Origin of the sequence: Microbacterium sp. NPDC056234 (assembly GCF_042267585.1) — a bacterium.
Taxonomy (GTDB): Bacteria; Actinomycetota; Actinomycetes; order Actinomycetales; family Microbacteriaceae; genus Microbacterium.
This window is the reverse complement of sequence record NZ_JBHJTE010000004.1, coordinates 156022-169541: the sequence shown is the minus strand read 5'-3', so window position 1 is coordinate 169541 and position 13520 is coordinate 156022. Positions and strand designations below refer to the sequence as shown.

The following is a 13520-nucleotide window of genomic DNA, read 5'->3' as shown; positions in this document are numbered from 1 at the left end:
CGCCGGTCGGGCTCATAGGATGCCGGGATGGAAACCGTCGTGCTGACCACCGACCGCCTCGAGCTGCGCACTCCGACGGCATCCGATGCGGATGACATCACCCGGGCCTGCCAGGACCCTGAGATCCCTCGGTGGACGACGGTCCCCAGCCCCTACACGCGTGAGCACGCCGACGACTTCATCGTCTCCGTGGCGAAGGGCTGGGAGGAGGAGAAGGACTTCGTGTGGGCGGTGAGGGCCGACGGCGCGCTGGTCGGGATGATCGGACTGCACCACGTGAACGCCCACCCGGCCGGCACGGATGCCGAGATCGGATTCTGGATGGTCTCCGATGCGCGAGGGAAGGGCTACCTGAGCGAGGCTGCGCGGCCCGTCATCGACTGGGCGTTCGCCGAGCAGGGCATGGTGCGTCTGGGCTGGCGCGCTGTCGCGGGGAACATCCCGTCCGCTCGTACGGCGCGGACGCTCGGCTTCCGGTACGAAGGCCTGCAGCGCCTCGCACTGACCAGCCCTCGAGGCCGTGACGACGGCTGGTTCGCCGGGTTGCTGGCGACCGACGACCGCATGCCGGTGGCCTGGACGGTGCTGGACTGAGCCGGGCCGACCCCGTCGGCACGCGCTCGGCGCAGCCGCGGGGGGTGACGTTGTCGGATGCCGGTGACAGGATGGCTGCATGCCTGAGATGCCGGAGGTCCAGGGGCTCGTCGATTTCCTCGGCGAGCGCGCCGCAGGCCGAACGATCACGCGGACGAGCATCGGTGCGATCGCCGCGCTGAAGACGTTCGATCCGCCGAACACGGCGCTGCACGCAGCCACGATCACCGGGGCCACCAGGCACGGCAAGTTCGTCGACCTGACCTGCGGGGACGACCTGCACCTCGTGTTCCATCTCGCCAAGGCGGGATGGCTGCGCTGGTACGACGAACTGCCGACCACTCTCATCAAGCCGGGCAAGAGTCCGATCGCCGTGCGCGTCGCGCTGGACGACGGCAGCGGGTTCGATCTCACCGAGGCCGGCACCAAGAAATCCCTCGCCGTGTACGTCGTGCGCGACGCCCAGGACGTACCGGGAATCGCGCGCCTCGGACCGGACCCGCTCGATGATGCGTTCACGCGCGAGGTGTTCGCGGGTCTGCTCGAAGGGCGGCGCATGCAGATCAAAGGGCTGCTGCGCGACCAGGGCGTGATCGCCGGCATCGGCAACGCCTACTCCGACGAGATCCTGCATGCGGCGCGCATGTCGCCTTATGCGATCGCCGGCACGCTCGAAGACGACGAGGTCGATCGGCTGTTCACCGCACTGCAGGACACCCTGCGAGAAGCCGTGGCGGAAGCCTCGGGCAAGCCGCCCGCCGACCTCAAAGACGCCAAGCGGCGCGGAATGCAGGTGCACGCACGCCGAGGAGAGGCATGCCCTGTGTGCGGCGACACCGTCCGCAGCGTCTTCTTCGCCGACCGCTCCCTGGAGTACTGCCCGACCTGCCAGACCGGGGGCAAGGTGCTCGCCGATCGACGGCTGTCACGACTGCTGAAATGACGGTTCCGCCGAGGAATGAAATCCGCTCAGGTGCGTTGAGTACACTCAGAGCATCAACGTGCTCCGGGGTCGGTGAGAATCCGAACCGGCGGTGACAGTCCGCGAACGTCTCGGTTCATCCGAGACGCCGATCCGGTGGAAATCCGGAACCGACGGTGATGCGAGGGAGACCTCGCTAGTCCGGATGGGAGGCAGCACGATGCGCGTACGCGCGCATTCGACCACCCCCGGAGCCTTCACGAAGGACGACGGATGGCAGTGACCGAGGCTGAGCGCCGGGCGATGACCCGCGCCATCGAACTCGCCGTCCGCGGCCCGCGGGGCGCGAACCCGCAGGTCGGTGCCGTGTTCCTCTCCCCGACCGGCGACGTCATCGCCGAGGGATGGCACCGCGGCGCCGGCACCGCGCACGCGGAGGTCGACGCGCTGTCGCACCTCGATCCCGACGCCGCGCGCGGCGCCACCGCCGTCGTCACGCTCGAGCCCTGCAACCACACCGGCCGCACCGGCCCGTGCGCGCTCGCACTCATCGACGCCGGCGTCCGCCGTGTCGTGTACGCCCTCGACGACCCTGGTGCCACATCCGGTGGTGGCGCGGATCGCCTGCGCGCCGCCGGCATCGAGGTCGAAGCCGGCGAGCAGGCGGATGCCGCACGCACCGTCATCGGCGATTGGCTGACCGCGCAGCGCCTCGGCCGCCCGCACGTCACCGTGAAATGGGCGCAGAGCCTGGACGGACGCGCCGCCGCGGATGACGGCAGCAGTCAGTGGATCACCGGCCCGCAGGCCCGCGCGGACGTGCACAGACGGCGCGCGGCATCCGATGCGATCGCCGTCGGCACCGGAACCGTGCTCGCAGACGATCCATTGCTCACGGCGAGGGACGGTGACGCGCTTTTCCCCCATCAGCCGATCCCTGTCGTGATCGGATCGCGTGAGATCCCCGAGACCGCTGCGCTGCACCGCCACCCGCACGCGCTGCTGCGATTCGAGACCCGCGACCTGCAGACGGTGATGCGCGAACTGCACGCCCGCGGCATCCAGAGGCTCTTCGTCGAGGGCGGCCCGACGCTCGCGAGCGCGTTCATCGCCGCGGAGCTGGCCGACGAGATCCTCACCTACATCGCGCCGGTGCTGCTGGGCGGCCGTCGTCTCGCGCTCACCGAGATCGGCGTCGGCTCGATCGCCCACGCCAGGCGCCTCATCGTCGACGAGCGTGTGCAACTCGGCGCCGACCTGCTCGTCGTCGCGCACCCCGAGGACGCGTCCGCCGCTACGGAAGTCACGGAAGAAGGAAGCTGATGTTCACCGGAATCATCACCGAGATCGGCGAGATCACCGCCATCGCACCGTCCGGAGACGGGTGGCGACTCACCGTCCGCGCCCCCGGCGCGGCCGCGGATGCCGTGCACGGCGAGTCGATCGCGGTATCGGGCGTGTGCCTGACCGTCGTCGACTCGACGCCCGAGACCTTCGACGCCGATGTGATGAAGCAGACCCTCGACGTCTCGGCGCTGGCCGCGGCATCCGTCGGCTCGCGCGTCAACATCGAGAAGGCGATGCCGGTGGGCGCCCGTCTGGGCGGCCACATCGTCCAGGGCCACGTGGACGGCATCGGCCGCATCGTCGAAGTCCGCCCCGGCGATCAGTGGAGCGTCCTCCGCGTCGCGCTGCCCGCCGAGCTCGCCCCGCTCGTCGTCGACAAGGGATCCATCTCGATCGACGGCACCTCGCTCACGGTGAGCGCCGTCAGCGACGCCGGCGCCATCGACCCGTGGCTCGAGGTCTCGCTGATCCCGGAGACTCTGGCCGCCACCACCCTCGGCGGCCGAAACGTCGGCGACGTCGTCAATCTCGAGACGGACATCCTGGCCCGTCATGTCGAGCGCCTGCTCGCATTCCGCTCTGCTCCGGAAGGAGGCTCGCGATGAGCCTTGCCACCATTCCTGCGGCCCTGGACGCCCTGCGCGCCGGTCGCCCCGTGATCGTCGCGGACGATGAGAACCGTGAGAACGAGGGCGACGTCATCCTGTCCGCCGAGCTCGCGACGCCCGAGTGGGTGGCGTGGACGGTTCGCTGGTCCTCCGGATTCATCTGCGCCCCGATGCCCACCGATCTCGCCGACCAGTTGAACCTGCCGCCGATGGTCGAGGCCAACGAGGACGCGCGCTCGACCGCGTACACGGTCAGCGTGGATGCCGCGGAAGGCGTGACCACGGGCATCAGCGCACACGATCGCGCACACACGCTCAACGTCCTGGCGAACCCCGAATCGACATCCACGAGCATCATCCGCCCAGGACACATCCTGCCGCTGCGCGCCGTCGACGGCGGCGTCCGCGAGCGCAGCGGCCACACCGAGGCCGCCGTCGAGCTGATGAAGCTCGCGGGCCTGCGCCCCGTGGGCGCGATCGCGGAGGTCGTCGCCGAGGACGGCAGCATGATGCGCCTTCCCGGACTCATCGAACTGGGTGAGCGCGACGACGTCCCCGTCATCACCATCGAGCAGCTCATCGCCCACCTGAACGAGGTCGACCCGCGTGACGAGTCACCCGCGGCATCCGCCACGGGCAGGCGCCGCGTCAGCCTCCGTGCGGACGCCACCGTCCCCACCGAGCACGGCACGTTCCGCTTCCTCGCGTACAAGGACCGCGTCACCGGCACCGACCACATCGCGGTCGTCAAGGGAGATGTGGGCGAGACGGCGCTCGTGCGCGTGCACTCCGAGTGCCTGACCGGCGAGGCCTTCGGTTCGCTCAAGTGCGAGTGCGGTCCCCAGCTGGACGCCGCCCTCGACGCGATCGAGCAGGACGGCGGCGTGGTCATCTACATGCGCGGTCACGAGGGCCGGGGCATCGGCCTCATCAACAAGCTGCGCGCGTACAGCCTGCAGGAGGAGGGCCTCGACACGGTCGATGCCAACCTCGCGCTCGGACTGCCGGCGGATGCCCGCGAGTACGCGGCGGCAGCCGGAATCCTCAGCGATCTCGGCGTCTCGAAGGTGCGTCTGCTCACCAACAACACCGACAAGGTGAAGCAGCTGCGCGAACTCGGACTGGATGTCGTCGAGCAGGTGCCGCTGATCGTCGGCGTCGGACCGAACAACCACCAGTACCTCGAGACCAAGCGCGACCGGATGGGTCACATCATCGGAGAGGCGGAGCTCGCTGAAGCTCTCGCCAACGGGAAGGACAAGGTATGAGCGGCGCAGGAGCCCCCACCCCGCAGGAACCGGTCGATGGAACCGGGCTGAACGTGGTCATCATCGCCGGCACCTGGCACGACACGATCACCGACGGTCTCATCGCGGGTGCCGAGCGCACGCTGAACGCGGCGCAGGCGACGCACCGCCTCGTGCGCGTACCCGGCTCGTTCGAGCTGGCCCTCGCCGCACAGGCCGCCTTCGCCGGCGGAGCGGATGCCGTCGTCGCCCTCGGCGTCATCATCCGCGGAGGCACGCCGCACTTCGAGTACGTCTCGGCTGCGACGACTGACGGGCTGACCCGGGTGTCGCTGGATGCGGGCAAGCCGGTGGGGTTCGGCGTCCTCACCCTCGACGACGAGACGCAGGGCCTGGATCGCGCGGGCCTTCCCGGTTCCAAGGAGGACAAGGGCGCCGAGGCCGCGGATGCCGCGATCCGCACCGCGCTGCTCGTGAAGCACCTGCGCGGCTGAGGCTCGCCTACCTGGCGGCGAATCCCGCGCCGGGCGTACGGTGAGGGCATGGAGACACTGCGACACATCGTCCTGCTCGTCCACCTCATCGGCTTCGCCGTGCTGTTCGGCTCGTGGGCCGTGCAGGCCTTCGGCGGCAAGCGCCAGTTCGGGAAGATCATGGAGTACGGCCTTCTGATCGCCGGAGTCGCCGGGCTCGCACTGGCGGCGCCCTGGGGTCTGCCGGAAGGCGCCGAGATGAACTACGTGAAGATCGGCATCAAGCTGGTCGTCCTCATCGTCATCGGCGGGCTGGTCGGCGCCGGGTTGTCGCGTCAGAAGCGCGGCGCGACGGTTCCGCCCGCGGTGTTCTGGCTGGTCGGCATCCTCACCGTGACGAACGCCGGCATCGCGGTGCTGTGGCGCTGACGCGACTCAGTCGCTGACGCGCGTCGAGCCGCGGAGAGCCGTACCGAGCGAGCGCAGTGAGCCGAAAGTGACGTTCGTCGCGCGAGCGCCGTGCGTCATGTTCGCCTGAACATCAACGCGCCTGCGGCGGGGCCGTGCTCTCGCGGATGACGAGTTCCGTGCCGATCAGCGGCAGCGGAGCCGCGTGCTCGCCATCCAGCTCGGCCAGGAGCAGGTCGACGGCGGCCGCACCGACGCGTTCGGGGTGCTGCTGCACGGTCGTCAGGGGCGGCCACAGCTGCGCGGCATCCGGCAGACCGTCGAAGCCGACGATGCTGACCTCGCCGGGGACGGCGCGTCCGATCTCGCGGAACGCCCGCAGCACTCCGATCGCCATCTGGTCGTTCGCGGCGAACACGGCCGTCACGTCCGCCTCGTCGCGCAGCCGGACGCCCGCGCGGTACCCGGAATCGGCTGACCAGTCCCCGACGATCACGTCGGGCACACGGCATCCGCGCGCTTCCAGCGTCGCCTGCCAGGACTGCCGCCGTCGCTCAGCGGAATACGACTTCGCCGGTCCCGCCACGTGCCACACCGTCTCGTGGCCGAGCTCGAGCAGGTGCTCGGTCGCCAAACGCGCACCCTGCGCCTGGTCCGTATCGACGAAGGGCCGCGTGCTCTCGCGGCTCGAGTCGACGAAGACCACCGGCACTCCGACAGGGATCTCGACGGCCGATTCATCCAGCTGGTGCGCCTCGATGACGATCACGATCCCATCGACCGCGTGCTCCTCAAGCCTGCGGAAGGCACCGGCCACGGTTTCGGTGGCGCTGGATTCGATCGGGATGAGCGTGAGCGCGTATCCTGCCTGCGCCGCCCTGACGGCGATCGCGTCGAGCGTTCGCTGATTGCCGTACGAGCTGAACGAGAACATGACGACGCCGATCGCACGGAATCGACCTGAGCGCAGCGCCCGGGCCGCGCTGTTCGGCCGATAGCCCAGCCGTTGCATGGCCTCTTCGACCCGCGTCCGGGTCGCAGCCCCGACGTACCCTCGCGCGTTCACGACCCGCGAGACGGTCTGCCCCGAGACGCCCGCCTCGCGGGCGACGTCCTCCATCGAAGGTTCACGCCTGCGCTGCGGCGACTCTGCCGAGAGCTCTGGAGACACGATCATTCATCCGTTCATGTGTTGACGTTGACACACTAGCACCGCATCGCATATGTTGACGTTGACATATTGGCGCACGTCGCGCCCATCAACGTAAGAAGGTTCGTCGATGACGACACAGCTCGCCGCAGCGCCAGCGGCCACCGGCACGCCACGCCGCGAACGGCGCGACTGGAAGGGATGGGCCTTCGTCGGCCCGTTCATGGTCGTGTTCGCCCTGGTCTTCCTCACCCCGCTGCTCTATGCCCTGTACCTGAGCTTCTTCCAGGACAAGCTCGTCGGCGGCACGGCATTCGTGGGCTTCGACAACTATGTGCGCGCGCTGACCGACTCGCAGTTCTGGGAGGCATTCGGACGGGTCGCGATCTTCCTCGTGATCCAGGTGCCGATCATGCTCGTGCTCGCCCTCGGGGCGGCGCTCGCGCTCGACAGCGCACGCCTGCGCGGAGCATCCTTCTTCCGCATCCTGATCTTCCTGCCGTACGCGGTCCCGGCGGTCGTCGCCGTGCTCATGTGGGGCTACATCTACGGCGATCAGTTCGGTCTCACGGCGAACATCAACGACTTCCTCGGCATCGACGCGATCACGCCGTTCGCCAAGGAATGGATGCTCGTCTCGATCGGCAACATCGTCACGTGGGAGTTCGTCGGCTACAACATGCTGATCTTCTACTCCTCGCTCAAGACCATCCCGACCGACATGTACGAGGCAGCGGCGCTCGACGGTGCCGGCGCCTGGCGGACGATCTTCGCGATCAAGATCCCGTCGGTTCGCGGCGCACTCGTGATCGCCACGATCTTCTCGATCATCGGCAGCTTCCAGCTCTTCAACGAGCCCAACATCCTTCGGCCGCTCGCGCCGAACGTGATCACGACGTACTTCACGCCGAACATGTACGCGTACAACCTGTCCTTCGCCGGGCAGCAGTTCAACTACTCCGCCACCATCGCCATCATCATGGGCGTCATCACCGCCGTGATCGCCTACGTCGTGCAGCTGCGCGGCTCGAACCCGGAGGTGCGCTGAGATGGCTCTCCCCCTCGCACGTGACACGCGCAAGAAGAACGACCCGCTGAACCCGCGCAAGTCCAAGACGCTGCTCGTCGTCATGGTCGCGTACGCGCTGTACACGCTCATCCCGCTCGTGTGGCTGCTGTTCGCCTCGACCAAGACCCAGTCGGGCCTGTTCAGCTCGTTCGGCCTCTGGTTCGCCGACGACTTCGCGTTCTTCGACAACCTCGTGGAGACCTTCACCTACCGCGACGGCATCTTCCTGCGGTGGCTCGGCAACACCCTGCTCTACGTCGTCGTCGGCGCAGGCGGCGCCACGCTGCTGGCGACCATGGCCGGCTACGGGCTCGCCAAGTACCGCTTCCCCGGTCGCCGTGGGGTGTTCGCCGTCGTGCTGGGCGCCGTTGCGGTCCCCGGAACGGCGCTGGCCGTTCCGACCTTCCTGCTCTTCAGCGAGCTGGGGCTCACGAACACGCCGTGGGCGGTGATCATCCCGTCGCTGATCAGCCCGTTCGGGCTCTACCTCATCTGGGTGTTCGCCTCCGAGTCGATCCCGACCGAGCTGCTCGAAGCCGCCCGCATCGACGGCGCCGGTGAGTTCCGGACGTTCTTCACGATCTCGATCCGCCTGCTGGCCCCCGGCATCGTGACGGTCGCCCTGTTCACGGTCGTCGCGACGTGGAACAACTACTTCCTCCCTCTGATCATGCTCTCGGACCCGGCGTGGTACCCGCTGACCGTCGGCCTCAACCAGTGGAGCGCTCAGGCCATCGGTGCCGGATCGCAGCCGATCTACAACCTCGTGATCATGGGGTCGCTCATCACGATCATCCCGATCGTGATCGCCTTCCTCATGCTGCAGCGCTTCTGGCAGTCCGGTCTCACCGCCGGCGGCGTCAAGCAGTAGCCCCGAGTTCTCCCTGAACGCACCACCCTGAAAGGACACAGCAATGAAGCACCTTCCCTCCCCCGCCCTCAGGCGGGCTCTCACGGCAGTCGCCGCCGGAACCGTCGCCACGCTCGCGCTGGCCGGTTGCAGCGCCGGCGGTGACGAAGAAGGCGCGGCGGCCGGTGACGGTTCGTTCGCCTCCGTCGAAGCCGCACTCGAAGCCGGCGGCGAGATCACGTACTGGTCGTGGACGCCGTCCGCCGAGGCACAGGTCGCCGCCTTCGAGAAGGAGTATCCGAACGTCGACGTCAACGTCGTCAATGCCGGCACGAACAACGACGAGTACACCAAGCTGCAGAACGCGATCAAGGCGGGCTCCGGTGCGCCCGACGTCGTTCAGGTCGAGTACTACGCGATGCCCCAGTTCGCTCTGACGGATGCCTTCGTCGACCTGTCGCAGTACGGGTTCGCGGACTTCGAGGATGACTACACGGCATCCACCTGGAACTCGGTGACCGATGGCGACGCCATCTACGGCCTGCCCCAGGACTCCGGCCCCATGGCGCTGTTCTACAACAAGGCCGTCTTCGACGAGCTCGGCCTGGCGGTTCCCACCACATGGGACGAGTACTACGAGGCGGCCAAGGCGATCCATGCCGCCGATCCGACGAAGTACATCACGAACGACATCGGCGATGCCGGCTTCGCGACGAGCATGATCTGGCAGGCGGGCGGCCAGCCGTTCGCGACCGACGGCACCGATGTGACCATCGACCTGGCCGACGAAGGCTCCGCGAAGTGGACCGAGAACTGGAACCGCCTCGTCGCCGAGGGCCTCATCGCCCCCACGGGGAGCTGGAGCGACGAATGGTTCCGCGCCCTGGGCGACGGCAGCATCGCCACGCTCGTGATCGGCGCCTGGATGCCCGGCAACCTCATCTCCGGCGCCCCTGACGGCGCAGGCGACTGGCGCGTGGCCCCGATGCCGACCTATGACGGCCAGCCGGCCAGCGCCGAGAACGGCGGCGGCGGTCAGGCCGTGACGAAGCAGAGCAAGAACCCCGAGCTCGCGGCCGGTTTCCTGTGGTGGCTGAACAACAGCGAGGAGAGCATCGACATCTTCCTCGAGTCCGGCGGCTTCCCCTCGACCGCGGCCGAGCTCGCCGACGAGGAGTTCCTCGCGGACGCACCGGAGTACTTCGGCGGCCAGAAGATCAACGAGGTGCTCGCCGCCGCTGCCGGCGACGTCGTCGAGGGGTGGAGCTACCTCCCCTACCAGGTGTACGGCAACAGCATCTTCGGCGACACCGTCGGTCAGTCCTACCAGAACGGCACGGATCTGAACGACGGCCTCGCGGACTGGCAGGACGCGCTCGTGCAGTACGGCAATGAGCAGGGCTTCGCCGTAAACAAGTGATATCCCGAGTAGGGGTGCGCGTATCGACGAGTTCGGGCGCGCACCCCGACCCACCTCTTCTTCGAAAGCACGGCACGTGACCACCTTCTCCATCGGCGACACCGACTTCCTCCGCGACGGCGCACCCCACCGCATCATCTCTGGAGCGCTGCACTACTTCCGGGTGCATCCCGACCAGTGGCAGGACCGCATCCGCAAGGCCCGGCTGATGGGGCTCAACACCATCGAGACCTACGTCGCCTGGAACGCTCACGAGCCGCGTCGAGGAGAGTGGGACGCCACCGGATGGAATGATCTGGGCCGCTTCCTCGACCTCATCGCGGCGGAGGGCATGGACGCGATCGTCCGGCCGGGTCCGTACATCTGCGCCGAGTGGCACAACGGCGGTCTGCCGACCTGGGTCGATGCCGACGAGCGGACCCTGCGGACCTCCGATCCGGCGTACCTGGCCGATGTCACCGGTTTCCTCGAGCGCGTCTACGAGATCGTCGCGCCGCGGCAGATCCACCACGGCGGTTCCGTCGTGCTCGTGCAGATCGAGAACGAATACGGCGCCTACGGCTCGGACAAGGCCTACCTGGAAGAACTCGTCCGTGTGACCCGCGCGGCCGGCATCGAGGTGCCGCTCACCACGGTCGACCAGCCCACCGACCGGATGCTCGACGACGGGAGCCTGTCCGAACTGCACAAGACCGGCTCGTTCGGCTCCCGCAGCGTCGAACGTCTGGAGACTCTGCGCAGGCACCAGCGCACGGGGCCGCTGATGTGCTCGGAGTTCTGGGACGGCTGGTTCGACTGGTGGGGCGGCGTGCACCACACCACCGACGTCGCTGCGGCCGCTTCCGAGCTCGACGCGCTGCTCGCAGCGGGCGCCTCCGTCAACATCTACATGTTCCACGGCGGCACCAACTTCGGCCTCACGAACGGTGCGAACCACAAGGGGCGCTATCTGCCGCTGGTGACCTCGTACGATTACGACGCTCCGCTCGATGAGGCGGGAAATCCCACGGCGAAGTACTTCGCCCTGCGGGACGTGATCGCGAAGTACGCGCCGGTCCCCGATGAGGTGCCGCCCCTGGCCTCCCCCGCGCCCGCTTTCACGGCGGAGCTGCGTCCCGTAGGCGCGTGGACGGATGCCGCAGTCACCGGCACTGCGTCCGATGCGCCCGCTTCCTTCGACGATCTCGATCACCTGAGCGCGCTCGTGCGCTACGACGCCGCACTGCCGGAGGGGTTCGCCGGCGGCATCCTCCGAGTCGACGAGGAGATCCGCGACCTGGCGTGGGTCACCGTCGACGGCCGGCGCGTCGGGACGCTCTCGCGCACCCGTCACGATCGGGCGATCGAACTGCCGGCAGGGCAACGGCTCAGCATCCTCGTCGAGGATCAGGGGCGGGTCAACTACGACCACCGCCTGGGTGAGCACAAGGGAATGATCGCGGCTCCCGTGCTGGATGGCGAGGCGCTCGGCGGCTGGTCCTCCACACCGTTGGACGTGGCAGCGATCGCGGGCCGTGTCACTGAGGGGACCCACCTGAACGGTGAGGGTCCGCTCGCGTACACGGCCGAGTTCACGCTGGATGCCGCATCCGACCTGTTCCTGGACACTTCGGCGTGGAGCAAGGGCTACGCGTTCGTCAACGGGTTCTTCCTCGGCCGCTACTGGCGCAACGGACCGCAGCGCACGCTGTTCGTCCCCGCCCCGGCGACGCGCGCCGGTCAGAACCGCCTCGTCGTGCTCGAACTCGAGAACGTGCTGGAGCCGACCGCGGCGTTCGTCGCCGGGGCGGCGCTGGGCGACCTCAGCGAGTGACGCGACACGTACGAATCCCACGGGGAACGCACAGCCGGGCGTAAACTCCGGTGTGCTCTTTCCCCGACTCGAGCACACCGGAGGCCCCATGAGTTCCGTCACCAAGCCGGCGAATCCCCGCTCGCGCGTCATCACCGCGAGCCTGGTCGGCACGACCATCGAGTTCTACGACTTCTACGCCTACGCGACAGCAGCCGTGCTCGTGTTCCCCGTACTGTTCTTCCCGAGCGACAACGACACGGCATCCCTGCTGGCGTCGTTCGCCGTGTTCGGCGCGGCGATGGTCGCCCGTCCGATCGGCGCGGTCGTGTTCGGGCACTTCGGTGACAAGTTCGGACGCAAGGCCACGCTGGTGGCCTCGCTGCTGACGATGGGCATCGCGACGTTCGTCATCGGCCTGCTGCCGACCTTCCAGCAGATCGGCTGGGTGGCGCCGCTGCTCCTGCTCATCCTGCGTCTCGCGCAGGGCTTCGCGCTCGGCGGCGAGTGGTCGGGGGCGGCGCTCGTCGCGACCGAGAACGCCCCCGCCGGGAAGCGCGCCTGGTACGGCTCGTTCCCGCAGCTGGGTGCTCCACTGGGCTTCATCATCGCGAACGTGCTGTTCCTGGCCATCAACTGGATGCTGCCGCACGCCGAGAACCCGGCGCTGAAGTCCGAGGCGTTCCTGGCCTGGGGATGGCGCATCCCGTTCCTCTTCTCGGCCGTCATGGTCATCATCGGCCTGTGGGTTCGACTGAAGCTCGTCGAATCCGACACGTTCAAGAAGGCATCCGATTCGGGTGCGATCCGCAAGCTGCCACTGGTGACCGTGTTCCGCCACCACTGGAAGCAGCTGATCCTGGGCACGTTCATCATGCTCGCGACCTACGTGCTGTTCTACCTGATGACGAACTTCACGCTCACCTACGGAACGAAGGCTGCCGACCTGGAGACGGCATCCGCCGCTGCCGAAGCCGCCGCAGAGGCAACAGGCAAGGCGTTCGATCCGTCGGCGTTCGCCGCGCAGTTCTACCCCGGCCTCGGCTTCGGCTACACGGACTTCGTGCTGATGCAGATCATCGGCGTGGTGTTCTTCGGCATCTTCACGCTGCTGTCAGGGCCGATCGCGGACGCCATCGGCCGCCGCAAGCTGCTGCTGTGGACGACCGCCGCGATCATCGTGTTCGGACTGCTCTTCAACACGTTCCTGCTGCCGCAGGCCGACCCGAAGTTCACCGGGGCCCTCACGCAGGCGTTCCTCATCTTCGGCTTCGTGCTGATGGGCACCACGTTCGGCCCGATGGGGGCGCTGCTCCCTGAACTGTTCCCGACGAACGTCCGCTACTCGGGCTCCGCGATCGCCTACAACGTGTCGTCGATCCTCGGCGCCGCGGTCGCACCGTTCATCGCGGTGGCGCTGTGGGCGCTGGTCGACGGCCAGCCGTGGTTGGTGGGCGTATACCTGTCGTCGATGGGTGTGCTGACGTTCATCGCACTGATCTTCACGCCCGAGACCAAGGACCACGACTACGAGTCCGACCTCGGTGTGGGTGCCACGCTCTAGCGGTCGGAATCCGATTCGAATCGCTCGATCTGCTCGAAATCAGTCCGAGCTGAGCAGATCGAGCGATTCGAACGCG

At 68.0% G+C, this 13520-nt stretch carries 13 protein-coding genes and 1 riboswitch; of the genes, 12 read left to right on the top strand and 1 reads right to left on the bottom strand.

The window, feature by feature from the left end; all coding sequences use genetic code 11:
* The first annotated feature begins 27 nt into the window (after nt 1-27).
* The 7 genes from ACFCYE_RS12710 (at nt 28) to ACFCYE_RS12680 (ending at nt 5620) form a co-directional block, all read left to right on the top strand.
* Nucleotides 28-594 (top strand): GNAT family N-acetyltransferase, encoded by a 567-nt coding sequence (locus tag ACFCYE_RS12710; RefSeq protein WP_376179229.1) that lies wholly within the window; start codon nt 28-30, stop codon nt 592-594.
* Between the two features lie 79 nt (nt 595-673).
* Complete coding sequence (locus ACFCYE_RS12705; RefSeq protein ID WP_376179227.1) at nt 674-1537, top strand: Fpg/Nei family DNA glycosylase; 864 nt, start codon at nt 674-676, stop codon at nt 1535-1537.
* A 54-nt stretch (nt 1538-1591) separates the two neighbouring features.
* Nucleotides 1592-1739: riboswitch (FMN riboswitch) on the top strand.
* A 50-nt stretch (nt 1740-1789) separates the two neighbouring features.
* Nucleotides 1790-2839, top strand: a complete 1050-nt coding sequence (gene ribD / locus ACFCYE_RS12700; RefSeq protein WP_376179225.1) for a bifunctional diaminohydroxyphosphoribosylaminopyrimidine deaminase/5-amino-6-(5-phosphoribosylamino)uracil reductase RibD — start codon at nt 1790-1792, stop codon at nt 2837-2839.
* Nucleotides 2839-3468 carry a riboflavin synthase gene (locus ACFCYE_RS12695; RefSeq protein WP_376179224.1) on the top strand — a complete coding sequence of 210 codons (630 nt, stop codon included), beginning with the start codon at nt 2839-2841 and terminating at the stop codon, nt 3466-3468. Before ribD ends, ACFCYE_RS12695 begins: the two co-directional genes overlap by 1 nt.
* The gene (ribA, locus tag ACFCYE_RS12690; protein ID WP_376179222.1) at nt 3465-4739 is read left to right on the top strand and encodes a GTP cyclohydrolase II; all 1275 of its coding nucleotides are present in this window, start codon (nt 3465-3467) and stop codon (nt 4737-4739) included. The genes ACFCYE_RS12695 and ribA overlap by 4 nt, the downstream gene beginning before the upstream one ends.
* Nucleotides 4736-5212, top strand: coding sequence for a 6,7-dimethyl-8-ribityllumazine synthase (gene ribH, locus ACFCYE_RS12685; protein ID WP_376179220.1), 477 nt, complete (start codon nt 4736-4738; stop codon nt 5210-5212). The genes ribA and ribH overlap by 4 nt, the downstream gene beginning before the upstream one ends.
* Before the next feature lie 48 nt (nt 5213-5260).
* Nucleotides 5261-5620 (top strand): Fe-S protein, encoded by a 360-nt coding sequence (locus ACFCYE_RS12680; protein WP_376179218.1) that lies wholly within the window; start codon nt 5261-5263, stop codon nt 5618-5620.
* 112 nt (nt 5621-5732) lie between these two features.
* On the opposite strand, the gene ACFCYE_RS12675 is transcribed toward ACFCYE_RS12680, so the two are convergent.
* Entirely contained in the window at nt 5733-6719 is a 987-nt protein-coding gene (locus ACFCYE_RS12675; RefSeq protein ID WP_376179216.1) for a LacI family DNA-binding transcriptional regulator, read from the bottom strand.
* Nucleotides 6720-6879: 160 nt separating this feature from the next.
* On the opposite strand from ACFCYE_RS12675, the gene ACFCYE_RS12670 reads away from it, so the two are divergent.
* The 5 genes from ACFCYE_RS12670 (at nt 6880) to ACFCYE_RS12650 (ending at nt 13444) form a co-directional block, all read left to right on the top strand.
* Entirely contained in the window at nt 6880-7797 is a 918-nt protein-coding gene (locus ACFCYE_RS12670; protein WP_376179214.1) for a carbohydrate ABC transporter permease, read from the top strand.
* Nucleotide 7798: 1 nt separating this feature from the next.
* Nucleotides 7799-8689 (top strand): carbohydrate ABC transporter permease, encoded by an 891-nt coding sequence (locus ACFCYE_RS12665; RefSeq protein ID WP_376179213.1) that lies wholly within the window; start codon nt 7799-7801, stop codon nt 8687-8689.
* Between the two features lie 43 nt (nt 8690-8732).
* Nucleotides 8733-10088 carry an ABC transporter substrate-binding protein gene (locus tag ACFCYE_RS12660; protein ID WP_376179212.1) on the top strand — a complete coding sequence of 452 codons (1356 nt, stop codon included), beginning with the start codon at nt 8733-8735 and terminating at the stop codon, nt 10086-10088.
* Nucleotides 10089-10164: 76 nt separating this feature from the next.
* A complete protein-coding gene (locus ACFCYE_RS12655) occupies nt 10165-11901 on the top strand; it encodes a beta-galactosidase family protein (protein WP_376179210.1) in 1737 nt (578 codons plus the stop codon).
* A gap of 88 nt (nt 11902-11989) precedes the next feature.
* On the top strand, nt 11990-13444 hold the full coding sequence (locus ACFCYE_RS12650; RefSeq protein ID WP_376179209.1) for an MFS transporter: 1455 nt from the start codon (nt 11990-11992) through the stop codon (nt 13442-13444).
* The last annotated feature ends 76 nt before the right edge of the window (nt 13445-13520 follow it).

Coding starts and splice junctions, on each gene's coding strand:
- ribA (WP_376179222.1), top strand. CDS start 3,465: ATGAGCCTTGCCACCATTCCTGCGGCCCTGGACGCCCTGCGCGCCGGT.
- ACFCYE_RS12695 (WP_376179224.1), top strand. CDS start 2,839: ATGTTCACCGGAATCATCACCGAGATCGGCGAGATCACCGCCATCGCA.
- ribD (WP_376179225.1), top strand. CDS start 1,790: ATGGCAGTGACCGAGGCTGAGCGCCGGGCGATGACCCGCGCCATCGAA.
- ribH (WP_376179220.1), top strand. CDS start 4,736: ATGAGCGGCGCAGGAGCCCCCACCCCGCAGGAACCGGTCGATGGAACC.
- ACFCYE_RS12705 (WP_376179227.1), top strand. CDS start 674: ATGCCTGAGATGCCGGAGGTCCAGGGGCTCGTCGATTTCCTCGGCGAG.
- ACFCYE_RS12675 (WP_376179216.1), bottom strand. CDS start 6,719: ATGGAGGACGTCGCCCGCGAGGCGGGCGTCTCGGGGCAGACCGTCTCG.
- ACFCYE_RS12650 (WP_376179209.1), top strand. CDS start 11,990: ATGAGTTCCGTCACCAAGCCGGCGAATCCCCGCTCGCGCGTCATCACC.
- ACFCYE_RS12710 (WP_376179229.1), top strand. CDS start 28: ATGGAAACCGTCGTGCTGACCACCGACCGCCTCGAGCTGCGCACTCCG.
- ACFCYE_RS12660 (WP_376179212.1), top strand. CDS start 8,733: ATGAAGCACCTTCCCTCCCCCGCCCTCAGGCGGGCTCTCACGGCAGTC.
- ACFCYE_RS12680 (WP_376179218.1), top strand. CDS start 5,261: ATGGAGACACTGCGACACATCGTCCTGCTCGTCCACCTCATCGGCTTC.
- ACFCYE_RS12670 (WP_376179214.1), top strand. CDS start 6,880: ATGACGACACAGCTCGCCGCAGCGCCAGCGGCCACCGGCACGCCACGC.
- ACFCYE_RS12665 (WP_376179213.1), top strand. CDS start 7,799: ATGGCTCTCCCCCTCGCACGTGACACGCGCAAGAAGAACGACCCGCTG.